The organism is Streptomyces sp. YIM 130001, from assembly GCF_003574445.1.
In the GTDB taxonomy this organism is placed as follows: domain Bacteria; phylum Actinomycetota; class Actinomycetes; order Streptomycetales; family Streptomycetaceae; genus Streptomyces.
Genome location: NZ_KZ984562.1, coordinates 154,462 through 177,811 on the forward strand (window position 1 = coordinate 154,462; position 23,350 = coordinate 177,811).

Below are 23,350 nucleotides of genomic sequence, written 5' to 3' on the forward strand. Positions count from 1 at the left end.
GCCCCGGAGTCCGACCCCGGCGCCGCATCAGCACCCCTCGACGGTTCCGCGGCCGACCCCGGGCTGCCCAGCGCCCAAAACGAACCCGAACCAGAATCCGACCCCGACGCGGACACCCCCGAACCACCGCCCGTCCCCCTCGTCCGCCCTTCCCTCCTCGAGCTGATCCCGGTCGCCCTGCGCGCCATGCGCGACCAGGTGCGACGGAAAGGCCCGATCAGACGCCACGCGATCCGGGTCACGGCCGTCGGAGTCACCGGCTACCTGATCGGCAACGCGCTGCCGCTGGGACACGGCTACTGGGCCCCGCTGACATCCGTGATGGTGATGCGCCCGGACTTCTCCCAGACGTACGGCCGCGCCGTCGCGCGCTTCGGCGGCACCCTGCTAGGCGTGGGTCTGGCCACCGGCGTGGTCCAGCTGGTCGACCCGGACGCCCCACTCGCCGGCGTGCTCGCGATCGCCTGCGCGGGCCTGACGTACCTCCTGATGCGTACCGGATACGCGGTCTCCCAGGTGACCATCTCCGCCTACGTCGTCTTCCTGCTCGGCATGGGTGGCGAGGCCCTGTCCCAGACCGTGCCGGAGCGCGTGCTCCTCACCCTGGTCGGCGGCGTGCTCGCGATGCTCGGCTACGCCCTCTACCCGGCCTGGGAGACGCCTCGGCTGCGCAACCGCCTCGCCGACTGGCTGGCCGCGGACGGCCGGTACGCCGCGGCCGTGGTCCGTCACTACGCGGAGCCCGTGGACCACCCCAACAGTGCGGTGCGGGACACCCTCCTCGACGCCCGTACCGCCAGGCTGGCCTGGCAGGACGCCGTGGCGCGGGCGCAGAGCGAACCGGTGCGCCACCGCGGCCTCTCGCGCTCCGCGGCCGACGACGCCGAACATGCGCTCGCCCGGATCGCCCGCGCGGCGATGCTGATGGAGGCCCATCTGCCGGAGCACGGCACCACGCCCGTGCCGTCCGCGGCACGGCTCGCGGACGCGATCGAGGAGGGGACGAAGGACGCGGCGCGAGCGGTACGCGAGCGTCAGGTCCCCGACTGGGAGCCGATCCGCGCGGCCCTGGAGGCATGGACGGGCGAAGGAGTCCCGGACCGAGTCGTCCGGCAGGGCGCGGACCTGCTGATGGAGGCCTTCGAGGAACTCTCGGAGGCGATGGGCACCACCGACGTCCCCATGTCCGTCCAGGGGACGGACAACTCGGCCAGGAACAAGGTCACTTCACGCAACGAGACGAAGCCGCGCGACAGCGACGGGTCGCAGCAGCCCGGCAAGGACGCGCAGAGCGGCAAGGAGAACGGGACCCAGCGCGGCGGCAAGCAGAACGGGACGCAGCCCCCTGACGGAACCACGCCCCGCTGACCTCCTCGACGCATCGGGCGGAGGCCGGCGTATCGGCCAACCGCCCCACCTCGATCAGGACTTGGGCAGCCCCTCCGTAGGCAGACCGTCCGGAAGCTCCTTGCCGTCGGCCTTGCTGAAGGCCTCCTCGCCGGCGCCCTCCCACTTCACCTTCAGCGTCTTGTCGTCGACGGAGGTGACGACACCCTGAGTACGGTCGGTGTTGCCGTCCTTGCACGACAGCTTGAGCGTCTGCGAGCCGCCCTCCTCGGACGCGGTCCCGCTGCACACGTGCTCGCCGGCGATCGCCACCCGCGTGCCCTGCACGACGAGAGCGACCGGCTTGCCGCTCGCCACCGTGGCCCAGTTGCCCTCGATGCTGCCCGTCGCACCGTCGCCCGGAGCCTCGGACTCACCCGAACCACCCGACGTGCCCTCGCCGTTGTCGCTCGCCGACGGCGTCTCGTCCTTGTTGCCGTCGTCCCCGCTGTCGGTGCTGCATCCGCTCACGGCGAGAACGGCGGCGACGGCCGCCGCGGCGGCGCAGATGCGTACGTGCTTCAGCACTGGAAGGTCCCCCAATGGATGTTCATAGGCCTCGATTTGAAGCCGGGACAAGCTACCAAAGTGGCCGCCGTCGAAGCGTGCTTGTGAGGGTCCGGTGAGGGCCGCGTGCGGAGCCGGGCAAGGGGTCGGTCAGTGGCCGACAGGGGCTGTAACCAGGCAAACACCGCGCGTGCACGTGCATTTGCCCATGCATCGGCATGTGAACATAGCTATGATCCAAGGCAGTTGACCGCTGCTTCAATGTTGCATCATCAGTCACAGTCCCACGGGGACAGTCCACGGGGAGCGACCTGTGCACCACGCGTACAACGGCATGGCGGCCACAGAGCTCCAAGGTGCCGTCTGGCAGAAGAGCAGGCACAGCAACTCACAGGGTTCCTGTGTGGAATTCGCCCGGCTTCCCGGCGGCGACGTCGCCGTGCGCAACTCGCGCTTCCCCGAGGGGCCGGCTCTGGTCTACACCCGGGCCGAGATCGAGGCCATGCTCCTCGGCATGAAGGACGGGGAGTTCGACCACCTCATAGCGGGCGCCTGACCGGCGCCGGAGTCCCGGCCGAAGACACGGGGGCGTGCCACGACGCGGACCGCGTCACGCGTCCTCGGTCAGCCTGAACAGCGCCCAGACGACCTTCCCGCTCAGTCGTCCGGCCAGCGGATGCCAGCCCCAGCTGTCGCTGAACGAGTCGACGAGGAAGAGTCCACGCCCCGACTCGGCGGAGAAATCGGCCAGTTCCTCGTCATCGGGAGTGGCGGGCGACTGGCGGCTGGGGTCGCGCACGGCGCACACCAGGCGCGAGGCCCAGTGCATGAGGTGCAGACGTACGGGAGGCTCGTCGTCGCGCGGGGTGTCGGCGGGGAGTGCGTGCCGCAGGGCGTTGGTGACGAGTTCGGACACGACCAGGGCGACGTCGTCGAAGCGTTCGTCCAACTGCCAGTCGGTGAGGGTCCGTCGGGTGAAGCGGCGTGCCCCGCCCACTGCGTCGTACCGCGCAGGCAGCGAGCAGACCGCTGCACTCGACACGGCCGAGGGGTCGATGGGGGGAAGCCCCTGCCTTAACGGCTCGAGCATGGTTGATCCGTTCGTCCCCATGCGAGGCACTCCCCGGTTTCGCGGCCGTAGCGATGTTGCGGTGGTGCGCGCGGCCCATCGTTCCGAATGCGTAGGGCGGATGCAAGGGCAGATGCACGTGCACGCGCCGGAGTTGGGGGATCCCGTACCGTTTCTTGGTCATTTCTTCTTGTGACTTCTTTCGTAGCCGTTCTGTGAGGGACCTGTTTCCGTAATCGAACGTGTACGGGCTGGAGCGTTTAATGGCAGAATCCGGGTCCTGAGTGATGGGGAAGGGTTGACGCAGTGACTGCAGGGGAGTCGTGGGGAGCGCCCGGGGCCGGCGCCGTCGAGGCCGGAGGCGGGTCGGTGGTGCGACGGATCCTGCTCGGCTCGCAGCTGCGCCGCCTGCGGGAGTCGCGCGGCATAACCCGTGAACAGGCCGGTTACTCGATCCGCGCTTCGGAATCCAAGATCAGCCGCATGGAGTTGGGCCGGGTGAGCTTCAAGGCGAGGGACGTCGAGGACTTGCTGACGTTGTACGGAGTCTCCGCCGAGGCCGAGCGCGGCCCGCTGCTCGGCCTCGCCAAGGAAGCCAACGTCGCGGGCTGGTGGCACAGTTACTCCGACGTCCTGCCCGGCTGGTTCCAGACGTACGTCGGACTCGAGGGCGCCGCAACGCTGTTGCGGGTCTACGAGGTCCAGTTCGTGCACGGACTCCTGCAGACCGAGGCGTACGCGCACGCCGTGGTCACGCGCGGCGGCGGCGAACTGACCGAGGCCGAGATCGACCGTCGCGTCGCCCTGCGTCTCGAGCGCCAGAAGATCCTCGTCTCCGAGCGGGCCCCGCGCCTGCACTGCGTGCTCGACGAGGCCGCGCTGCGCCGCCCGTACGGCGACCGGGACGTCATGCGGGGGCAGTTGGAGCATCTGATCGAGATCTCCGAGCGGCCCAATGTGACCCTGCAGGTGATGCCGTTCAGCTTCGGCGGCCACTCCGGCGAGTCCGGTTCCTTCGCCATGCTGCGCTTCCCCGAGTCCGACCTCTCGGACGTCGTGTACCTGGAGCAGCTCACCAGCGCCCTCTACCTCGACAAGGGAGAGGAAGTGGCCCATTACGAAAAGGCCATGGAGCGCCTCGTCGAGGACTGCCCGTCACCGTCGGAAACCCGAGATCTTCTTCGTGGTCTACTCCAACTCTCCTGAAACGCCAGTACGATGACGTGACATCAGACGCAGAGCAGACGCAGCCCAGCAGCAACTCAGGGAAGCAGCAGGGGTATCGACGGCGCACCGGCGCCCGGGTAAGGGGTCGCATGTCCTTCTTCACCGACCTGGCGCACCAGTACATCGACGGCAATTGGCGCTCCGGCAACGGCTCGTGGGACATCATCGACTTCAATCCGTACAACGGTGAGAAGCTCGCCGCGATCACGGTGGCCACGCGCTACGAGATCGACGAGGCCTACCGGGCGGCCGAGCGGGCCCAGCGCGCCTGGGCCGCCGAGAGCCCCTTCACTCGCCGCGACATCATCGAGCGCGCCCTGAAGGTCACCGAGGAGTACGAGGACGACATCGTCGATGCGATCATCGAGGAGGTCGGCGGCACCCGCCTGAAGGCGGCACTCGAAGTACACCTGGCGAAGGAATTCCTGCGCGAGGCAGTGCAGTTGGCACTGCGCCCCGAGGGGCGCATCGTGCCGTCGCCGACCCCGGGCCGGGAGAACCGCCTGGTGCGGCTGCCGGTCGGTGTGGTCGGTGTGGTCGGCCCGTTCAACTTCCCGCTCCTGATCACCCTCAAGTCCGTCGCCCCCGCCCTCGCCCTCGGCAACGGTGTCGTGGTGAAGCCCAACCAGAACACCCCGGTGGTCGGCGGCGGCCTGGTCGCCCGGATCTTCGAGGCCGCGGGCCTGCCCAAGGGCCTCCTGAACGTGGTGGTCACGGACATCGCCGAGATCGGCGACGCCCTGCTCGAGCACCCGGTGCCGAAGGTCATCTCGTTCTGCGGCTCGGACCGCGTGGGCCGGCACGTGGCGGCGGTCACGGCCAGCCACTTCAAGCGCTCCGTACTCCAACTCGGCGGCAACAGCGCCCTGGTGGTGCTCGACGACGCGGACGTGGACTACGCCGTGGACGCGGCGGTCTTCAGCCGCTTCGTGAACCAGGGGCAGGTCTGCATGGCCGCCAACCGCATCCTGATCGACCGCTCCGTCGAGGTCGAGTTCACGGAGAAGTTCCTCGCCAGGGTCAGGGCGCTGAGGACCGGCGATCCGCGCGATCCGGGCGTCCAGATCGGCCCGGTCATCAACGCCTCGCAGGCGGAGGCCGTCGGTGCCGCCGTCGACCTGGCGCTCGCCGAGGGGGCGACGGCCCTGGTGCAGGGTCGCACCGTGGGCAACCTGGTCGAGCCGACGGTGCTCACCGGGCTGCCGGTCGACTCGCCGGTCCTGCGCCAGGAGATCTTCGGCCCGGTCGCGCTGCTCATCCCGTTCGAGGACGAGGAGCAGGCCGTACGCCTGGCGAACGACACCCTCTACGGGCTCGGCGGGGCCGTGCACACGGCCGATGTGGAGCGCGGTGTGCGCTTCGCACGGCGGGTGGAGACCGGCATGTTCCACGTCAACGACTCGACGGTGCAGGACGATCCGTCGGTGGCGTTCGGCGGGGAGCGGAATTCGGGGCTCGGCCGGCTCAACGGCGACTCCGCGGTGGACGCCTTCACCACCCAGAAGTGGATCTCGGTGCAGCACGGCAGGGCCGGCTTCCCGCTCTGAGACCGACGGTTCTCCGGTGCTGTGAGCAGGTCTTCTGTGCGCGGAACGACTTTTCGCGGACCCCAGCCACTTGCGGACAGAAGCTGACCGCAAGTGTCCGTAGATTCGATCCCAGGAAGTCGGCAAGAGGCCGGCTTCGGGTCGGAAGGCGGTCCAGTCATGGTTGCTCACGTATCCGCGGAGGCTCACGGCGACGAGCGCGGCGCCCTGCTCGGTTTCCTGGAAGAGGCCCGCGGCGGCATCCGCCGTTCGCTGCTCGGACTCAGCGAGGAGCAGGCGGCGAGCACGCCGAGCGCCAGCGAGCTCTCGCTGTCCGGACTGCTCAAGCACGTGGTCGAGGTGGAGCAGGGCTGGACGGCGCGCGCCAAGGGCGAGGACGCGGCCGTCGCCCGTGACGAGACGAACTGGCACGAGTGCTTCCGGCTCGTCGGCGACGAGACCATCGCCGGTCAACTCGCCTACTGGGAGCGGGTGTCGAAGGACCTGGAGGACTTCATCCGGTCCGCACCCAGCCTCGATGACACGTTCGCGCTCCCGGACCAGCCGTGGTTCCCGAAGGAGGACGTCTCGCTGCGCTGGCTGCTGCTCCGGCTGATCAGCGAGATGGACCGGCACGCGGGCCACGCGGACATCATCCGCGAGAGCCTCGACGGCAGGACCGCCTTCGAGCTGGTCGCGGAGGCCGATACGCTGGCCGGGTAGGGACGTCAAACTTGAATAGAAAGGTTCGGGAGATGTCTGCGATCCGGCTCCTCGTCCTCGGCGCCGTCCGCCAGCACGGCCGGGCGCACGGCTACCAGGTGCGTAACGACCTCGAGTTCTGGGGTGCGCACGAGTGGTCGAACGGGAAGCCGGGTTCGATCTACCACGCGCTCAAGCAGATGGCGAAGCAAGGCCTGTTGAAGGCCCACGAGGTCGCGCCGTCCACGGTCGGCGGCCCGCCCCGCACCGAGTACGAGATGACGGAGCTCGGCACCGAGGAGTTCTTCGCGATGCTGCGCGAGTACCTGACCTCCTACGACCAGAAGATGGACGTGCAGTCGGCCGCCGTCGGATTCATCGTGGATCTGCCGCGGGACGAGGCGGTCCGGCTGCTGCGGACCCGGATCGAGCGCATCGAGGAGTGGCGGCGCGGCATCCGCGAGGAGTACACGCCGGAGGGAAGCAACCCCGAGGAGTTCGGGCACATCGGCGAGATCATGAACCTCTGGCTGCACACCGCCGCCGCGGGGCGCAAGTGGACCCTCGGCCTGATCGAGCGGATCGAGGGCGGCGCCTACGTGTTCGCCGGTGAGGGCGAACCGTTCGTGGGCGTGCTCAAGGACGGCGAGGAGAACCCGTACGCGACCGGGGAGAAGCACCCCGAGGACGCCGGCTGACCTTCTCCGGGGGAGCCGCGGCCGCCCGGCGACTTCATTAATCAAGTTTGACCAATCGCTCGCAAGGCGCTACCTTCCCTCAGTGGTCAAGTTTGACTACGGAAGGAGGAGCGGTGATCGTCGTCGAAGGACTGCGTAAGAAGTACGGGGAGAAATGGGCTCTCGACGGGCTCGACCTGACCGTCGGCCGAGGCACGGTGCACGGCGTGCTCGGCCCCAACGGCGCGGGCAAGACCACGGCCGTACGCGTCATGGCCACGCTCCTTGACCCGGACGAAGGACGCGTCGAGGTGGCGGGCCTCGACGCACTGACCCGGCAGCGCGAGGTGCGCTCCCGGATCGGACTCCTCGGCCAGCACGCGGCGCTGGACGAGGAGCTCAGCGGCCGGCAGAACCTGGACATGTTCGGGCGGCTCTACCACCTCGGCGCACGCCGGGCGCGGGAGCGGGCCGACGTGCTCCTGGAGCGGTTCGACCTCGCCGACACCGGCCGCAAGGCCGTGAAGCAGTACAGCGGGGGTATGCGGCGCCGGCTCGACCTGGCCGCGTCCCTCATCACCGACCCGGAGGTGCTGTTCCTCGACGAACCCACCACCGGGCTCGACCCGCGCGGCCGTACCGAGGTGTGGAGCGCGGTCCGTTCGCTGGTCGGCGGCGGCACCACGGTGCTGCTCACCACCCAGTACCTGGAGGAGGCGGACCAACTGGCCGACCGCATCTCGGTGATCGACAAGGGGCGGGCGATCGCCGTCGGCACCGCGGACGAACTCAAGTCCCGGACGGGCGGCGACCGGATCGACGTCGTCCTGCACGACGCCGGCCGGCTCTCTGAGGCCGCCGCGCTGATCGGCCACCGGGTCGGCACCGCGGACGTCACCACCGACCCGGACCGGCGCATGGTCGGCGCCCCGGTCGTGGACCGGATGGCTGCGCTGTTCTCGGTCGTGCGTGCCCTGGAGGAGGCCGGTATCGACGCGGAGGACGTGGCCGTGCGGCGGCCGACCCTCGACGAGGTCTTCCTGCACCTCACGGGCGGGCCGTCCGGTCCGCCTCGGGGCGCGGGCGAGGCAGCGGTGAAGACGGCACAGGAGGTGTCCGCATGAGTACGGCAGGCTGGGCGATCACCGATTCCTGGACCATGACGCGACGCGAACTCGCGCACTGGGCGCGGCAGCCCGTACAGCTCGTCGTCGGGCTCGTGTTCCCGGTGATGCTGCTGCTGATGTTCGGCTACCTGATCGGCGGTGGCGTGGGGGTCGCGGGCGACTACCGCGAATACCTGGTGCCGGGCATGTTCGCCCTGACCATGGCCTTCGGCCTGGACGCCACGATGGTCGCGGTCACCCAGGACCTCAACAAGGGCGTGGTCGACCGCTTCCGCGCGATGCCGATGGCCGACGGCGCGGTGCTCGTCGGACGTTCGGCCGCCGACATGCTGCAGTCCGCGGTGTCGCTCCTGGTGCTCGTGGGAGTGGGCCTCGCGGTCGGCTGGCGCTGGCACGGCTCGTTCGGCGCGTTCCTCGGGGCGATCGGGCTGCTTCTGCTGCTGCGGTTCGCGATGCTCTGGCTCGGCATCCATCTGGCGATGGTCGCGGGCCGGCCGGAGCTGGTCGCCGCGGTGCAGATCCTCGTCTGGCCGATCGGCTTCCTGTCCAACGCCTTCGCCACCCCCGAGTCCATGCCCGGCTGGCTCGGTGCGACGGTCGAGTGGAACCCGATGTCGGCCACGGCCACGGCGGTCCGCGACCTGTTCGGGAACGGCGGCGGAGGCGCCGGGACCTCCTGGGCGTCGGAACACGCCATGCTGCTCGCGGTGGTGTGGCCCGTGGCGATCGTCGCGGTCTTCTTCCCCCTGGCCGTACGACGCTTCCGGGGACTGAGCAAGTGACGTCGGGCGGGCGGCCGGTGCACCCTCGCTCCGGCCGCCCGCGCGCGTGCGGCCGTACGGGCACGACGGCCGATCCGAACCGGGCACGGCGGGGTGGGAGGACCGGGCGTCGGTGACCGGCTTGCACCTCACGCGACGTGAGGGGCCAGTCTGCTGCGTACCGGCAAAAGGCCGGACGGACCACGGCCGGACGAAAGGGAGCGGACGGTGAGCTACACGGTCGGACGGGTCGCGGATGTCGCGGGCGTCATGGTGCGCACACTGCACCACTACGACGAGATCGGCCTGCTCAACCCGAGCGGGCGCAGCGGCGCCGGCCACCGCCGCTACGACGACAGGGACCTCGACCGGCTCCAGCAGATCCTCTTCTATCGAGAGCTCGGCTTCTCGCTGGGCGAGGTCGCCGCGCTCCTCGACGACCCGGAGGTGGACCTACGGGACCACCTGCGGCGCCGGCACGAGGTGCTCACCGGACGGATCCGGAAGCTCCAGCAGATGGCCGAGGCCGTCGAGACCGCGATGGAGGCACGGAAGATGGGCATCAACCTCACGCCCGAGGAGAAGTTCGAGGTGTTCGGCGGCGCATTCGACGCCGACGGCTATGCCGAGGAGGCCGAGGAGCGCTGGGGCGGCACCGACGCCTACCGCGAGTCCCAGCGAAGGACCGGCTCGTACAGCAAGGAGGACTGGCAGCGCATCCAGGCCGAGGCCGACGACCTCAACCGCCGCTTCGCCGAGTCCCTGTCCGCCGGATCCGCGTCGGACTCCGAGGCCGCGACGGACCTGGCCGAGGCACACCGGCAGCACATCCGTCGGTACTACTACGACTGCACCTACGAGATCCACCGAGGTCTCGCCGGGATGTACGTCGACGACCCCCGCTTCACCGCCGCTTACGAGAACGTGGCCCCGGGGCTCGCGGCCTACGTGAGCGAGGCCATCCTCGCCAACGCGGCCCGTCGTGCCTGAACCGATCGCGTACGACCACCCTTCACGCGCGCGTGGAGGGTGGTCGTACGTCTCGTACGATCGCCCTCCACGCGCGCGTGGACACCGCCTCCTCAGGCCCGGGCGATGACCGCGGCCGTCCCGTACGCGCAGACCTCCGTGCCGACGTCGGCCGCCTCGGTGACGTCGAAGCGCATCATCAGGACCGCGTTCGCGCCACGCGCGCGTGCCTGCTCGACGAGGCGTTCCATCGCCTGGTTACGGGTCTCCACCAGGGTCTTGGTGAGGCCCTTCAGTTCGCCGCCGACCATCGACTTGAGGCCCGCGCCGATCTGGCTGCCGAGATGGCGCGAGCGCACGGTCAGGCCGAAGACCTCACCGATGATCCGCTCCACCTGGTATCCCGGTACGTCGTTGGTGGTCACCACCAGTACGTCCGACTGCGGCGTCTGTCCGCCGCCGAAGTCCTCGATGCCCATCTCTGCCTCCCGCGCAGCCTGGTCGTTGTCCCCGACCAGCTTTCTCCCGGTCTGCGCCCACCGCACCCGGAGTCCGGGCACGGCGGTCCTGGCGGCGGCGCGGGCAGAGCCCGGCCGCCCCTAGGGGGGTCGGCCCGGGTGGAACTGGGTGCAGTATTGCTGCGTTGATACTTTTGGGGCGGCCACACGGCCGTTTCCGCACACGACACTCCAGGAGCCCGGACCCGTGATGACGCTTGCGCTCGGACCAAGCTGGCTCGATCCGGACTATCTGATCCCGACGTTCGGCCTCATCGGCGTGCTGGTCATCGTCTTCGCCGAGTCGGGGCTGCTGATCGGCTTCTTCCTGCCGGGCGACTCGCTGCTCTTCACCACCGGTCTGCTGGTCACCGCGGGGACCCTCGACCAGCCGCTCTGGCTGGTGTGCCTCCTTGTCGTCCTCGCCGCGATCGCCGGTGACCAGGTGGGGTATCTCTTCGGCCGCAAGGTGGGCCCCGCCCTCTTCACCCGCCCCGACTCCCGCCTCTTCAAGCAGGAGAACGTCGAGAAGGCGCACGAATTCTTCGAGAAGCACGGTCCGAAATCGCTGGTGCTGGCGCGCTTCGTGCCCATCGTGCGGACCTTCACGCCGATCATCGCCGGTGTGAGCCGGATGAACTACCGCTCGTTCATCACGTTCAACGTCATCGGCGGTGTGCTGTGGGGCGCCGGCGTCACGCTGCTCGGCGCCGCGCTCGGCAAGGTCGAGTTCGTGCACAAGAACATCGAGGCCATCCTCGTCGCCATCGTGCTGCTGTCGGTGCTGCCGATCGCCATCGAGTTCCTCCGCGCGCGCAGCAAGTCGAAGAAGGCCGCCGCGGCCCAGGGTGACGGCGGCGAGGGCCCGTCCGCGGCCCCGCGCGGCCGCCACGCCAAGCGCTGACCGCCGGAGCCCCGCCCGCCGTGAGGGGCGGGGCTCCGCAGTCCGTCAGAAGCCGCGGGTCCGCTTGGCCGCGCGGCGTCCGGTCGGATCCTCCTGGCCCGGCACCTTGATGAAGAGCCGGGCCATCTCGCTGCCCAGGTTCACGCCGATCGCGATGGCGAGCGCCAGCGCCGCCGCCTTGGAGAGCGAGGCCAGGCCTGCGTTCAGATCGTTCCTGGCGATCTCGAGCAGCCCGAAGTACGTGGCACTACCCGGCAGCAGCGGCCCGATCGCTGCCGTCACGAACGGCAGCGCCGAGGCGAACCGATAGCGCGAGAGCAGCTGCCCGAACAGCCCCACCAGACCAGCCGCGAGCGCGGTGGCCGCCACCGGCGAATACCGGCCCGCATGGGCGATCGCACCGAAGATCACCCAGGCCACCCCTCCGTTGAGGGTCACCAGAAGCACGGTCGAACGCTCCTGCTGGAGCAGGATGGCGAAGGCCAGACTCAGCGACATCGCGACCAGGATCTGGATCACCGGCCGGTTCGGGCCTTGGACGGTGGTCTCCGGATTGAGCCCGGCGTCCAGGATCACCCCGAGGTACAGCACCATCAGGACGCCGCAGACGATGCCGACGACCAGGTACGCGACCTCGAGAAGCCGCGCCGCGGCGGTGATGTAGTAGCCGGTCAGCCCGTCCTGCACACCCGCGACCAGGGCCCGCCCCGGGATCAGCGCGAAGAGCCCACCGGTGATCACCGCGGAGGCCCGTACCCCCGGCAGCTCCCACAGGCTCATCGCCACACCCACCGCGGCAGGCGGCATCGCGGCCACCACGAACTGGTAGAACTCCGGCATTCCGCGCCCGGCGAGCAGCCAGGCGAAGCGGTCGCCGAGCATCGCGCCGATGGCCGCCGCGAAGAACACCGCCGTATTACCGCCGACCAGGACGGAGGCCGAGCCGGAGAGCAGTCCCGCCGCGGCGGTCAGGGCCCAACCGGGGTACGGGTGGCGGTTCCTGCGGATCGCGGCGAGGCGCCGGTAGGCCTCCTCGAGGGTGACGTCGACGCTCTCGTCGCTGATGTCGTGCACGAGCCGGAACACGGCCCCGAGCCGGGTGTAGTCGGTGCCGCGCCGCCGCACGGTCCGCGAGGCCGTCACCGGATCGTCGACCAGGGACGGCTGGTACGAGATCGAGATCAGCGTGAACGTGACTGTCGGTTCGCACCGGTCGAGCCCGTAACTGCGGCAGACCGCGAACATCGCCGCCTCCACGTCCTCGGCGCCCTCACCGCCCGCGAGCAGCAGTTCGCCGATACGCAGCGTCAGGTCGAGGACGCGCGGCACTGCCGGCCCCTCTTCCTCCGGCCGCTGCGTCGCCTCGGGTGCGGGACGGTCGGCCACCGGGGTACGCAGCATGGTGCGCATCCGGTCCTGCCAGGGCACGTCCTTCGTCAGCCGGACGATCGGAACACCCTCGGGCGGCGTGAACGTCACGGCCACCCGGGCCGCGTCGTACGTTTCCGGGGGAGTGAACGCCGACGACTCCTGCTCGTCCACGGGCGCCGGCTGGATCCGCAGCCCCTGCGGGACGGTGAACTCCGAGGTCGGATGCTCGTCCTCGGAAACGCCCGGTGCCTCGACTCCGCCGACCGGAGCGAACGCGCTTCGCGCTTCGTCCGACTGCGGTTTGCGGTCGTCCTCCTCGGCCTCGGCCACGGCTGTCAGCTCCTCCTTCCTGCTCTGGTCACAGGGCTCACGCCCAGTATGCGCACGTACACACGAACGGGCCGCCCGATCCTCCGTTGGATCGCGCGGCCCGTCCGGCTAGGACAGTCGGGAGGCTCTGCACGCCTCCCGGAGGCTCAGTGCCCCTTCGCCTCCTGGCGCTTGTACGACTTCTCGATCTCGGCCTCGGCCTCCGTGCGGCCGACCCAGTCGGCACCCTCCACGGACTTGCCGGGCTCCAGGTCCTTGTAGACCTCGAAGAAGTGCTGGATCTCCAGGCGGTCGAACTCGGAGACGTGGTGGATGTCCCGCAGGTGCTCCACTCGGGGGTCGGACGCCGGCACGCACAGCAGCTTGTCGTCGCCGCCCGCCTCGTCGGTCATCCGGAACATGCCGATCGCGCGGCAGGTGATGAGACAGCCGGGGAAGGTCGGCTCGTCCAGGATGACCAGCGCGTCCAGCGGGTCGCCGTCCTCGCCGAGGGTGTTCTCGACGAAGCCGTAGTCGGCCGGGTAACTGGTCGACGTGAACAGCCGGCGGTCCAGACGGATCCGACCGGTCTCGTGGTCCACCTCGTACTTGTTCCGCGAACCCTTCGGAATCTCGATCGTGACGTCGAACTCCACCGGTGGCTCCTCCATGATCAGCACATACAACGAGTGATTAAGTGTCCCTCACGCAGGAGTGTGATCGCGAAAGGGGCTGGTCCGAGGTGCCCGAGTCCAAGGCCGGAGGGCCGGCGCAGTGGCTTCGGCAACTTCCGAAGTCCACGACGCCCAGTACGCTCTCGACGCTGAAGCTCACGGCGGGAGCGGCCACCGCGGGCCTGGCACTGGCCGCTGCCGTGGCGACCGCGGCCGGTCCCTGGGACTCAGGCCAGCGTACGGCCGAGCGGGACAGGGCGGTCACCCAGGAGGGCGTGGGTGGCGCAGATCACGGCCGTACGGGGCCGGCGCCCGTGCCGAGCGCGCCGAGTGTGCTCGCGGCGCTCGGTGCCTCCGAGGGAGGCGACGGATCGGGCGGTTCGGTCCCCGCACCGACCGCGGTCGCCCTCGCCGACGTACTGGAACCGCTCCTGAAGGACTCCGCGCTCGGGCCGGAGCGCACGGCTTCCGTGGTCGACGCCGCCACCGGCGACACGGTGTACCGGTCCAAGGCGGACACGGCCGTCGTCCCCGCCTCCACCACGAAGATCGCCACCGCGACCGCCGCCCTCGCGGCCCTCGGCCCCGACCACCGCCTGACCACCCGGGTGGTGGCCGAGGACGGTTCCGGCGAACTGACCCTGGTCGGCGCCGGCGACCCGACACTGACCGCCCACAAGAACGCCGACGGCGCCGCGAGCCTGCGCGAACTGGCCGACCGGACGGCAGCCGCCCTGAAGAAACGCTCCAGCGGCTCCGACGCCCCGGCCTCCGACGACAAGCCGGCAGGCAAGAAGGACGCCAAGGACGCCAAGGACGGCAAGAACGGCAAGAACGACGCCGGCAAGGACAAGTCGTCCGGCGGCATCAAGCTCGCCTACGACACCTCCCTCTATTCCGGTACCGCCAAGCACCCCCTCGGCCCCAACGACAACCTGGCCCCCGTCACCGCCCTGATGGCCGACGAGGGCCGCCTCGACGACTCCGCCAAGGGCCCGGCCCCGCGCAGCGGCAACCCGGCGGGCGACGCGGCCCGCACCTTCGCGGACCTGCTCGCGGACCGGGGCGTGAAGATCGACGGCGCACCGCGCGAGGACAAGGCCCCGAAGAAGGCGAAACCGCTGGCCGGGACCTCCTCGGCGCCGTTGTCCGCCCTCGTCGAGCGCATGCTGACCAACAGCGACAACGACATCGGCGAGGCCCTGGCCCGCCAGGTCGCGCTCGACGCAGGCGAACCGGCCTCCTTCGACGGCGCCGAGAAGGCGGTCAAGGCCCGCCTCGACAAGCTCGGACTCCCGGTCTCCGGAACCCGTTTCGCCGACGGCAGCGGCCTCGACCGCGACGACCGGATCACCGCCCAGCTCCTCACCGGCCTGCTCTCCGCGGCAGCCGACCCGAAGCGCCCCGAACTGCGCCCCGTCCTGACCGGCCTCCCGGTCGCCGGCTTCACGGGCACCCTGGCCGGCCGCTACGACAGTGAGGGCGCGGCCCCGGGCACCGGCCTGGTCCGCGCCAAGACGGGCACCCTGACCGGTATCAACACGCTCGCCGGCTCCGTCGTCGACGCCGACGGCCGTCTCCTGGTCTTCGCCTTCACGGCGTCCAAGACCGTCGCCCCGCAGGCCGCCCAGGACGCCCTCGACCGCCTCGCCTCCGCCATCGCCAACTGCGGCTGCCGCTGAGAGCCGCACACGCCTGCCGCCCACCGGATCCGCCCGCTCCGTCCCGTTCCGCCGTTCCAAGGACCTCCGTCCTGCGGGCGGAGCACGTACGGTTGACGCATGACGAGCATCGGTGGTGCGGAGATGGTCGACTGGAATCTCGCGGTGGCGACCGCGACCCGGCTCGCGAGGCCGGGTCCCGAGATCGGCCGCGAGGAGGCGCGGGCTGTCGTCGCCGAGTTGCGCGCGCACGCCAAGTCCTCGGAGGAGCACGTCCGTTCGTTCACCAGGATGGCGACGGACGAGATGCACGACACCCCCGTCCTCGTGGTGGACCGCCCCGGCTGGGTGCGGGCGAACGTCGCGGGCTTCCGCGCGGTCCTCAGGCCGCTCCTGGACAAGATGAGCGAGCGCCGCCCGAGCGGCCCCGGCGGTGCGGTCCTGGGGGCGGTGGGCGGCAAGGTCACCGGCGTCGAGGTCGGCATGCTCCTGTCGTTCCTCTCCTCGCGCGTCCTCGGCCAGTACGAGACGTTCGCCCCGCCGAGCCGCGAGCTGCCGGCTGCGGCGGGCGGCGGCCGGCTCCTCCTCGTCGCGCCGAACATCGTCCACGTGGAGCGCGAACTCGACGTGGACCCGCACGACTTCCGCCTCTGGGTCTGCCTGCACGAGGAGGCGCACCGCACCCAGTTCACCGGGGTGCCGTGGCTGCGCGATCACCTCGAGGGCGAGATCCAGACGTTCCTCGGCGAGACCGAGGTCGATCCGATGACCGTCCTGGAGCGCCTGCGCGAGGCCGCCGGTGCCTTCACCGGCAACCGCACGGACGAGGCCGACGGTGACGACGGCGGCCGCTCCCTGGTCGAACTGGTGCAGACCCCCGAGCAGCGCGAGACGCTCGGCCGCCTCACCGCCGTGATGTCCCTGCTCGAGGGGCACGCGGACTTCGTGATGGACGGCGTCGGTCCGGCCGTGGTGCCCTCCGTCGCGGAGATCCGGGAGAAGTTCAAGGAACGCAGGGCGAAGGGCGCGTCCCGCCTGGACCTGGCCCTGCGCAAGCTGCTCGGCATGGACGCCAAGCTCCGCCAGTACCGCGACGGAGAGCGGTTCGTACGGGCGGTCGTCGAGGAGGTCGGCATGGACGGCTTCAACCGCGTCTGGACCTCGCCGAACACGCTGCCCACCAAGGCCGAGATCGCCGAACCGTCGGACTGGATCGCGAGGGTGCACCGTAAGGCAGAGTCCTAGAAGGCCCGCCTGCGACGGCAGAATGAAGACCCGCCAATCACCCGTCCGAGGGACCGTGGGCTCTCGGTAGGCGTGCGATGCTCGGGGAACGGCTCGCTTCTGTCACCATCGACGCACTCTGTGTGACCGATCTCGAAGGTCCCTGGCGTTTCGGACCCCCGAGTGACTGAACCGAAGCACCCTCCCGAACTTCACGAAGGGAACCGGACCATGGGTCCCCATCCTGCGGTCGCGGCGATACGCCTGGCGGTCCGCCGCGTACTCCACGACGTACTGTCCGACCAGGCGGCGCGCGGGTGCGCGGCGCAAACCGTTTCCGCGAACGGCGCTCCCGCACCGTCGAGCGTCCCCACCCCCACCGTGCCCGCCACCCGCGAGGCGGTCCGCCCGCCGCTCGTGCTCGTGGCCTGCTCCGGCGGTGCCGACTCCATGGCACTCGCCTCCGCCCTCGCCTTCGAGGCCCCCAAGCTCGGCATCCGGGCCGGCGGCGTCACCGTCGACCACGGACTGCAGCCCGGCTCCGACGCCCGCGCGGCCGATGTCGTCGCACGTCTGACCGCCCTCCGTCTCGATCCCGTCGATTCCGTCGCCGTCGCCGTCGGCCGTGACGGCGGCCCCGAGGCCGCAGCCCGCGATGCGCGCTACGCCGCGCTCGACGCCGTCGCCGAGCGCCACGGCGCCGCCGCAGTGCTGCTCGGCCACACCCGCGACGACCAGGCCGAAACCGTTCTGCTCGGCCTCGCCCGCGGCTCCGGCATCCGCTCGCTCTCCGGCATGGCCGCTGTCTCCCCGGGCCGCGGCGCCGCCGGCCGCTATCGCCGTCCGTTCCTGCACCTCGACCGGCAGACCGCCCGCAAGGCCTGCCTGGTCCAGTCGCTGCCCGTCTGGGACGACCCGCACAACGCCGACCCCGCGTACACCCGCTCCCGGCTGCGCCACGAGGGCCTGCCCGCCCTCGAGAAGGCGCTCGGCAAGGGCGTCGTCGAGGCCCTCGCCCGTACGGCGCAGCTCTCCCGCGACGACGCGGACGCCCTCGACGACTGGGCCGCCCGCGCCGAGGCCTCGGTGCGCGACGAGGCGGGCCGCCTCGAATGCGCCGCGCTCTACGCCCTGCCCTCCGCGGTACGCCGCCGGATCCTGCGCCGTGCCGCGATCGAGGCCGGTGCGCCCGCCGGTTCGCTCTTCGCCCGGCACATCGAGGAGATGGACCGCCTGATCACCGGCTGGCGCGGGCAGGGCGCCATCAACCTCCCCGGCCGGGTGGAGGCCCAGCGGCAGGGTGGCAGACTGGTCATCCGGCAAGGCTGACCGGCGATGCGAAAGTGATGTGCGGGTGGACGCGAAAGACATGGGCACCGAGCTCGAATCGGTACTCCTCACCAAGGAAGAGATCGACGCGAAGCTGGCCGAACTGGCCGCGAAGATCGACGCGGAGTACGCGGGCAAGGACGTGCTCCTGGTCGGTGTCCTCAAGGGTGCCGTGATGGTCATGGCGGACCTGGCCCGCGCACTGTCCACCCCGGTCACGATGGACTGGATGGCCGTGTCCTCGTACGGCGCGGGCACGCAGTCGTCCGGTGTGGTGCGGATCCTCAAGGACCTCGACACCGACATCAAGGGACGGCACGTCCTGATCGTCGAGGACATCATCGACTCCGGCCTGACGCTGTCGTGGCTGCTGTCGAACCTCGGCTCCCGCGAGCCGGCTTCGCTCGAGGTGTGCACGCTGCTGCGCAAGCCGGACGCCGCGAAGGTCGACATCGACGTGAAGTGGATCGGCTTCGACATCCCCAACGAGTTCGTCGTGGGCTACGGCCTGGACTACGCGGAGAAGTACCGGAACCTTCCGTTCGTCGGCACGCTCGCTCCGCACGTGTACGGCGGCTGATTCCCGAACAGGCCCCTCGGGGGCGCCGGGTGGCCCCCGGGAACCCTGGTGCCGTTCCCGCCGTTGGAGCATGGGAAGCCAGGTTTGTCAGCCGTCCCCTGCGGTCGCGGGTGACAATGCTGGGGTACCGTCCGAAGAACAGTCTTTATCAAACTCACTATGGCAGGAGGGACGGGGCGATTCCGCTCCGTATGGATGGACGTGAAGCGATACTTCCGTGGGCCGGTCATGTGGATCGTGCTGGCCGTCCTCGCCGTGGTCGTGTTGATGCAGGTCGTCGGTTCGTCCGGCGGCTACAAGACGGTGGACACCGCCGAGGTCGTCAGGGCCATCAACGACAAGCAGGCGAAGACGGCCAAGCTGACCACTGGTGACGAGAACACCATCAAGGTCGAGTTGAAGGACGGCGCCGACAAGGACAAGTACGGCGGCGGCACCAAGATTCAGGCCAGCTACATCGGCGACCAGGGCACCGCCGTGGCCCAGACGCTGCAGGCGAACTACCAGAGCGGCGACATCGAAGAGGGCTACACGGTCTCGCCGTCGAAGCAGAACCCGTTCGTCGGGATCCTGCTGACGCTGCTGCCGTTCGTCCTGATCATCGTCGTGTTCCTGTTCCTGATGAATCAGATGCAGGGCGGCGGCTCCCGTGTCATGCAGTTCGGGAAGTCCAAGGCCAAGCTGATCACCAAGGACACTCCGAAGACGACGTTCTCGGACGTCGCGGGCAGTGACGAAGCGGTCGAGGAGCTCCACGAGATCAAGGAGTTCCTGCAGGAGCCGGCGAAGTTCCAGGCCGTCGGCGCCAAGATCCCCAAGGGCGTACTGCTGTACGGCCCGCCCGGTACGGGCAAGACGCTGCTCGCGCGCGCCGTCGCGGGCGAGGCGGGCGTCCCGTTCTACTCGATCTCGGGTTCCGACTTCGTCGAGATGTTCGTCGGTGTCGGTGCCTCCCGAGTCCGAGACCTCTTCGAGCAGGCCAAGGCGAACGCCCCGGCGATCGTCTTCGTCGACGAGATCGACGCCGTCGGCCGGCACCGTGGTGCGGGCATGGGCGGCGGTCACGACGAGCGTGAGCAGACGCTCAATCAGCTGCTCGTCGAGATGGACGGCTTCGACGTGAAGGGCGGCGTCATCCTGATCGCCGCCACCAACCGGCCGGACATCCTCGACCCGGCGCTGCTGCGCCCCGGCCGTTTCGACCGTCAGATCGCGGTCGACCGCCCGGACATGCAGGGCCGTCTGGAGATCCTCAAGGTCCACCAGAAGGGCAAGCCGGTCGCTCCCGACGTCGACCTCTCGGCCGTCGCCCGCCGCACCCCCGGCTTCACCGGCGCCGATCTGTCGAACGTGCTGAACGAGGCCGCGCTGCTGACGGCCCGCGGCGACGCCAAGTTGATCGACAATCACTTCCTGGACGAGGCGATCGACCGGGTCGTGGCGGGACCGCAGAAGCGGACCCGGATCATGTCGGACAAGGAGAAGAAGATCACCGCGTATCACGAGGGCGGACACGCCCTGGTCGCGGCGGCTTCACCGAACTCCGATCCGGTCCACAAGATCACGATCCTGTCCCGCGGCAGAGCCCTCGGTTACACGATGGTCCTGCCCGACGAGGACAAGTACTCGACCACGCGGAACGAGATGTTGGACCAGCTCGCCTACATGCTGGGCGGGCGAGCGGCGGAGGAACTGGTCTTCCACGACCCGACCACCGGCGCGGCCAACGACATCGAGAAGGCGACGGCGACGGCCCGATCCATGGTCACGCAGTACGGCATGACCGAGCGACTCGGCGCGATCAAGTTCGGCGGGGACAACTCCGAGCCGTTCATGGGGCGCGAGATGGGCCACCCGCGCGACTACTCGGAAGAGGTCGCGGCCCTGGTCGACGAAGAGGTCAAGAAGCTCATCGAGACCGCGCACAACGAGGCCTGGGAGATCCTGGTCGAGAACCGGGACGTCCTGGACAACCTGGTACTCCAGCTCCTGGAGAAGGAGACCCTCGGCAAGGAGCAGATCGCCGAGGTCTTCGCGCAGATCGTGAAGCGCCCGGCCCGCCCCGCGTGGACGGGTTCCAACCGGCGTACGCCGTCGACCCGTCCGCCGGTGCTCTCGCCGCGCGAACTCTCCCTCACCAACGGGACGAACGGCGCCGCACCCGCGGTGACGGCAGGCGCGACCGATGCCGGTGCGGCGACCGACCTCACCAAGCCGGCGGTCGACCCGGTGCCCGAGGAGCGTCCGGAGAGCTGACACCCGACCGGGACCGCCCTGCGGTCCCACCGGGCCCGGAATGGATGCCGCGCCCCCCTGGTTCTAGCCTGGGGGGGCGCGGCATTTTCGTATGCCCGCAGGCCAGAGGACAGGAACGAGGCACTGATGACCGACCCGGTGACGCTGGACGCTGACGCCCGGATAGGCGAGTTCGACGAGAAGCGGGCCGAGGGCGCGGTGCGAGAGCTGCTGGCCGCGATCGGTGAGGACCCCGACCGTGAGGGCCTGCGCGAGACCCCGGCCCGGGTGGCCCGCGCGTACCGGGAGCTGCTCGCCGGTCTCTGGCAGGAGCCGGAGGACGTCCTGACGACGACCTTCGATCTCGGCCACGACGAGATGGTCCTGGTCAAGGACATCGAGCTGGTGAGCTTCTGCGAGCACCACCTGCTGCCGTTCCACGGGGTCGCGCACGTCGGCTACATCCCGGCCGAGAACGGCAAGATCACCGGCCTGTCGAAGCTGGCCCGCCTCGTCGAGGTGTTCGCCCGGCGCCCCCAGGTGCAGGAGCGGCTCACCACGCAGGTCGCCGACTCACTGATGCGGATCCTCGAGGCCCGCGGCGCGATCGTGGTGATCGAGGCCGAGCACATGTGCATGTCGGTACGCGGCATCCGCAAGCCGGGTGCGAAGACGACCACCTCGGCGGTGCGCGGGCAGCTGAGGGACGCCACGACGCGCTCCGAGGCGATGAGCCTGATCCTGGCCAAGTGACGTGGTGACGACGGCCGCAGCGGCGGCTTGAGGGGGATCGGCGGGCCCGGTCAGGCCGTCGCCGTGCCCTCGCCCGTGTCGTCGTCCTCGGGCAGCTTGCAGATCCGCTCGAGGAACAGGGCCACGACGACGACGGCCACTCCGGCGAGTACCGAGAAGCCCGCGTAGATCGCCTGGTCGCGGCGCGCGGGCACCTCGAGCCGGGAGAGCAGGAACACTCCGACGCCGCCGTACACACCGCACACCAGGGACGCCACCAGGGCGCTCGCCTGGCCGAAGACCAGGGCGCGGGCCGCCATCAGCGGCTCCACGCCCTTGGCTCCGGGCCGGCGTTCGCGCTGGGCGCGCAGGCGGGAGCGGAACGACAGGGCCGTGGCGAGCAGCACCGCGGCGATCGCGGCGAGCACGATCGGCGCGGCGAAGGGGATGCTCGGCAGCTCGCCGAGGGAGTCCCAGAGCCTCGCGCCGGCCCAGGAGATCACCCCGGCCGCCAGGAACAGACCGATGAGCGTCCTGATGCGCAGCAGCTTCACGGCCGCCCCTTCGTCCTGCCGGTGGTCCTCCGGCCGCCCGCCGGTGGTGCCTTCCGGCCCGTCGTCCGGTCTCGTCGTGCGGCCGCCGTACTTCTCGGTGTCCCGGGTGCCACGGCGGCTGCCCAGTAGACCCTAACGACTACTCGGGCAACCGGAGTTCCAGGTCCACGCGCGGTGCCACACCTTCGCGGGCGACGGACGCGAGCAGCGCGGCGACCGGCCCCCGGCCGGGCAGCTGCGCCTCGGGGTCCATGTCGTGCCACGGCGCCAGGACGAAGGCGCGCTGGTGGGCTCGCGGGTGCGGCAGCGTCAGGTCCGGGTCCTCGGAGAGGACGTCCTGGTACGACACGATGTCGACGTCGATCGTGCGCGGGCCCCAGTGCTCGTCCCGGACCCGGTGGAAGGCCTCCTCGACCGCGTGGGCCCGCTCGAGCAGGGAGGAAGGCGGCAGGGTGGTGCGGACGATCGCCACCGCGTTGAAGTACGAGGGCTGGGTGCCCGGCTCGACGCCCCAGGGCTCCGTCTCGTACACCGGGGAGACCGCTTTGACCCGCAGGCCGGGGGTGTCCTCGAGGGCGTCGACCGCGCCCTGCAGGGTCTCCAGACGGTTGCCCAGATTGCTGCCGAGGGCGATCACCGCGTTCTTGGGGTTGTTCAGCGTCGCGTCGGCCGCGTCGACCTGCTCGACCACGGAGGCGGGCACGGGCTGGACGGTCGGATCACCGAAGTCGGGGCGGTCCGTGGCCGCGCCGTCGGGGCTGGTCGCCGGGTGGCTTGGGGGCTTCATACTCGGCTCCGGATGATGGTGATGGTCACGTCGTCGAAGGGCACGGTGATCGGGGCGTCGGGCTTGTGCACGACGACCTCGACCTCCTGCACCCCGTCGTGCTTCAGGCACAGCTCGGCGATGCGCTCCGCGAGCGTCTCGATCAGGTCGACCGGGTCGCCCTGGACGACCGCGACGACCTCCTCCGCGACCACGCCGTAGTGCACCGTCTTCGCCAGGTCGTCGTCGGCCGCGGCCGCCCTGGTGTCCAGGCCGAGAACCAGGTCCACGATGAACGTCTGACCCTCTTCACGCTCACGGGGGAAGACACCGTGGTGCCCGCGGGCCCTGAGGCCGCGCAGCGCGACACGATCCACGCGAATCACTCCTGAAATCGTCGGTTGGGCCGGCACTGCCGGGTGCGGTCGGCGCACCGGCCGACGTCGAATCTACCTGCGCACTCCGACAGCGCCTGCCCATGGGGGCTATGGACAGTACGGGCCGCAACTGGTAGCCGCCCCTACCCATGAGCTCCGGCTCCCAACCACCTCGGGAGGTCCGCC

24 protein-coding genes are annotated in these 23,350 nt (G+C 70.2%); 16 read left to right on the forward strand and 8 right to left on the reverse strand.

Going from position 1 to position 23,350, the window contains the following annotated elements; genetic code table 11:
• Window positions 1–1,368 (forward strand): FUSC family protein (locus DSC45_RS25300; RefSeq protein WP_205571424.1); only part of this gene is annotated, 1,368 nt, incomplete at its 5' end.
• 54 nt (window positions 1,369–1,422) lie between these two features.
• Here the strand turns inward: DSC45_RS25300 and DSC45_RS25305 are convergent.
• Entirely contained in the window at window positions 1,423–1,914 is a 492-nt protein-coding gene (locus DSC45_RS25305) for a hypothetical protein (protein ID WP_240434839.1), read from the reverse strand.
• Between the two features lie 292 nt (window positions 1,915–2,206).
• On the opposite strand from DSC45_RS25305, the gene DSC45_RS25310 reads away from it, so the two are divergent.
• Window positions 2,207–2,449, forward strand: a complete 243-nt coding sequence (locus tag DSC45_RS25310; protein ID WP_205571425.1) for a DUF397 domain-containing protein — start codon at window positions 2,207–2,209, stop codon at window positions 2,447–2,449.
• Between the two features lie 54 nt (window positions 2,450–2,503).
• Here DSC45_RS25310 and DSC45_RS25315 read toward each other — a convergent pair whose 3' ends face one another.
• Entirely contained in the window at window positions 2,504–3,004 is a 501-nt protein-coding gene (locus DSC45_RS25315; protein WP_205571426.1) for an ATP-binding protein, read from the reverse strand.
• Window positions 3,005–3,268: 264 nt separating this feature from the next.
• On the opposite strand from DSC45_RS25315, the gene DSC45_RS25320 reads away from it, so the two are divergent.
• From DSC45_RS25320 to DSC45_RS25350, 7 genes are all read left to right on the forward strand, one after another.
• Window positions 3,269–4,168, forward strand: coding sequence for a helix-turn-helix domain-containing protein (locus DSC45_RS25320; RefSeq protein ID WP_119294232.1), 900 nt, complete (start codon window positions 3,269–3,271; stop codon window positions 4,166–4,168).
• 110 nt (window positions 4,169–4,278) lie between these two features.
• Window positions 4,279–5,736 (forward strand): aldehyde dehydrogenase family protein, encoded by a 1,458-nt coding sequence (locus DSC45_RS25325; protein ID WP_119294233.1) that lies wholly within the window; start codon window positions 4,279–4,281, stop codon window positions 5,734–5,736.
• A gap of 159 nt (window positions 5,737–5,895) precedes the next feature.
• The gene (locus DSC45_RS25330) at window positions 5,896–6,438 is read left to right on the forward strand and encodes a DinB family protein (RefSeq protein WP_119294234.1); all 543 of its coding nucleotides are present in this window, start codon (window positions 5,896–5,898) and stop codon (window positions 6,436–6,438) included.
• 32 nt (window positions 6,439–6,470) lie between these two features.
• Complete coding sequence (locus DSC45_RS25335; protein ID WP_119294235.1) at window positions 6,471–7,115, forward strand: PadR family transcriptional regulator; 645 nt, start codon at window positions 6,471–6,473, stop codon at window positions 7,113–7,115.
• Between the two features lie 113 nt (window positions 7,116–7,228).
• Complete coding sequence (locus tag DSC45_RS25340) at window positions 7,229–8,218, forward strand: ATP-binding cassette domain-containing protein (RefSeq protein ID WP_119294236.1); 990 nt, start codon at window positions 7,229–7,231, stop codon at window positions 8,216–8,218.
• Window positions 8,215–9,003: an ABC transporter permease gene (locus DSC45_RS25345; protein ID WP_119294237.1), complete on the forward strand. Its 789-nt coding sequence runs from the start codon at window positions 8,215–8,217 to the stop codon at window positions 9,001–9,003. Before DSC45_RS25340 ends, DSC45_RS25345 begins: the two co-directional genes overlap by 4 nt.
• Window positions 9,004–9,210: 207 nt before the next feature.
• The gene (locus DSC45_RS25350; RefSeq protein ID WP_119294238.1) at window positions 9,211–9,972 is read left to right on the forward strand and encodes a MerR family transcriptional regulator; all 762 of its coding nucleotides are present in this window, start codon (window positions 9,211–9,213) and stop codon (window positions 9,970–9,972) included.
• Between the two features lie 92 nt (window positions 9,973–10,064).
• On the opposite strand, the gene DSC45_RS25355 is transcribed toward DSC45_RS25350, so the two are convergent.
• Window positions 10,065–10,430, reverse strand: a complete 366-nt coding sequence (locus DSC45_RS25355; protein ID WP_119294239.1) for a YbjQ family protein — start codon at window positions 10,428–10,430, stop codon at window positions 10,065–10,067.
• A 226-nt stretch (window positions 10,431–10,656) separates the two neighbouring features.
• On the opposite strand from DSC45_RS25355, the gene DSC45_RS25360 reads away from it, so the two are divergent.
• A complete protein-coding gene (locus DSC45_RS25360; RefSeq protein WP_119294240.1) occupies window positions 10,657–11,352 on the forward strand; it encodes a DedA family protein in 696 nt (231 codons plus the stop codon).
• Between the two features lie 45 nt (window positions 11,353–11,397).
• Here the strand turns inward: DSC45_RS25360 and DSC45_RS25365 are convergent, their stop codons facing one another.
• Window positions 11,398–13,053 carry a threonine/serine exporter family protein gene (locus tag DSC45_RS25365; RefSeq protein ID WP_119294241.1) on the reverse strand — a complete coding sequence of 552 codons (1,656 nt, stop codon included), beginning with the start codon at window positions 13,051–13,053 and terminating at the stop codon, window positions 11,398–11,400.
• A gap of 146 nt (window positions 13,054–13,199) precedes the next feature.
• On the reverse strand, window positions 13,200–13,688 hold the full coding sequence (locus tag DSC45_RS25370; RefSeq protein WP_119294318.1) for an inorganic diphosphatase: 489 nt from the start codon (window positions 13,686–13,688) through the stop codon (window positions 13,200–13,202).
• A 167-nt stretch (window positions 13,689–13,855) separates the two neighbouring features.
• Between DSC45_RS25370 and dacB the strand changes: the two genes are divergently transcribed.
• From dacB to folE, 6 genes are all read left to right on the forward strand, one after another.
• The gene (dacB, locus tag DSC45_RS25375; RefSeq protein ID WP_240434847.1) at window positions 13,856–15,388 is read left to right on the forward strand and encodes a D-alanyl-D-alanine carboxypeptidase/D-alanyl-D-alanine endopeptidase; all 1,533 of its coding nucleotides are present in this window, start codon (window positions 13,856–13,858) and stop codon (window positions 15,386–15,388) included.
• 99 nt (window positions 15,389–15,487) lie between these two features.
• Window positions 15,488–16,612: a zinc-dependent metalloprotease gene (locus DSC45_RS25380; RefSeq protein ID WP_119294243.1), complete on the forward strand. Its 1,125-nt coding sequence runs from the start codon at window positions 15,488–15,490 to the stop codon at window positions 16,610–16,612.
• A 210-nt stretch (window positions 16,613–16,822) separates the two neighbouring features.
• Window positions 16,823–17,920 carry a tRNA lysidine(34) synthetase TilS gene (tilS, locus tag DSC45_RS25385; RefSeq protein WP_119294244.1) on the forward strand — a complete coding sequence of 366 codons (1,098 nt, stop codon included), beginning with the start codon at window positions 16,823–16,825 and terminating at the stop codon, window positions 17,918–17,920.
• A 40-nt stretch (window positions 17,921–17,960) separates the two neighbouring features.
• A complete protein-coding gene (gene hpt / locus DSC45_RS25390) occupies window positions 17,961–18,500 on the forward strand; it encodes a hypoxanthine phosphoribosyltransferase (RefSeq protein WP_119294245.1) in 540 nt (179 codons plus the stop codon).
• Between the two features lie 195 nt (window positions 18,501–18,695).
• Complete coding sequence (gene ftsH, locus DSC45_RS25395) at window positions 18,696–20,756, forward strand: ATP-dependent zinc metalloprotease FtsH (RefSeq protein WP_119294246.1); 2,061 nt, start codon at window positions 18,696–18,698, stop codon at window positions 20,754–20,756.
• Between the two features lie 126 nt (window positions 20,757–20,882).
• The gene (gene folE, locus DSC45_RS25400) at window positions 20,883–21,488 is read left to right on the forward strand and encodes a GTP cyclohydrolase I FolE (protein WP_119294247.1); all 606 of its coding nucleotides are present in this window, start codon (window positions 20,883–20,885) and stop codon (window positions 21,486–21,488) included.
• A gap of 50 nt (window positions 21,489–21,538) precedes the next feature.
• On the opposite strand, the gene DSC45_RS25405 is transcribed toward folE, so the two are convergent.
• The 3 genes from DSC45_RS25405 to folB all read right to left on the reverse strand — a co-directional run bounded on the left by DSC45_RS25405 (window position 21,539) and on the right by folB (window position 23,164).
• Entirely contained in the window at window positions 21,539–22,021 is a 483-nt protein-coding gene (locus DSC45_RS25405; RefSeq protein WP_119294248.1) for a DUF3180 domain-containing protein, read from the reverse strand.
• A 139-nt stretch (window positions 22,022–22,160) separates the two neighbouring features.
• Window positions 22,161–22,919 (reverse strand): 2-amino-4-hydroxy-6-hydroxymethyldihydropteridine diphosphokinase, encoded by a 759-nt coding sequence (folK, locus tag DSC45_RS25410; protein WP_240434840.1) that lies wholly within the window; start codon window positions 22,917–22,919, stop codon window positions 22,161–22,163.
• Window positions 22,805–23,164 (reverse strand): dihydroneopterin aldolase, encoded by a 360-nt coding sequence (gene folB, locus DSC45_RS25415; protein WP_119294250.1) that lies wholly within the window; start codon window positions 23,162–23,164, stop codon window positions 22,805–22,807. Before folB ends, folK begins: the two co-directional genes overlap by 115 nt.
• Between the last annotated feature and the right edge of the window lie 186 nt (window positions 23,165–23,350).

Coding starts and splice junctions, on each gene's coding strand:
- DSC45_RS25315 (WP_205571426.1), bottom strand. CDS start 3,004: ATGGGGACGAACGGATCAACCATGCTCGAGCCGTTAAGGCAGGGGCTT.
- DSC45_RS25325 (WP_119294233.1), top strand. CDS start 4,279: ATGTCCTTCTTCACCGACCTGGCGCACCAGTACATCGACGGCAATTGG.
- DSC45_RS25330 (WP_119294234.1), top strand. CDS start 5,896: ATGGTTGCTCACGTATCCGCGGAGGCTCACGGCGACGAGCGCGGCGCC.
- DSC45_RS25335 (WP_119294235.1), top strand. CDS start 6,471: ATGTCTGCGATCCGGCTCCTCGTCCTCGGCGCCGTCCGCCAGCACGGC.
- DSC45_RS25345 (WP_119294237.1), top strand. CDS start 8,215: ATGAGTACGGCAGGCTGGGCGATCACCGATTCCTGGACCATGACGCGA.
- DSC45_RS25355 (WP_119294239.1), bottom strand. CDS start 10,430: ATGGGCATCGAGGACTTCGGCGGCGGACAGACGCCGCAGTCGGACGTA.
- DSC45_RS25380 (WP_119294243.1), top strand. CDS start 15,488: ATGACGAGCATCGGTGGTGCGGAGATGGTCGACTGGAATCTCGCGGTG.
- tilS (WP_119294244.1), top strand. CDS start 16,823: ATGGGTCCCCATCCTGCGGTCGCGGCGATACGCCTGGCGGTCCGCCGC.
- hpt (WP_119294245.1), top strand. CDS start 17,961: ATGGGCACCGAGCTCGAATCGGTACTCCTCACCAAGGAAGAGATCGAC.
- ftsH (WP_119294246.1), top strand. CDS start 18,696: ATGGACGTGAAGCGATACTTCCGTGGGCCGGTCATGTGGATCGTGCTG.
- folE (WP_119294247.1), top strand. CDS start 20,883: ATGACCGACCCGGTGACGCTGGACGCTGACGCCCGGATAGGCGAGTTC.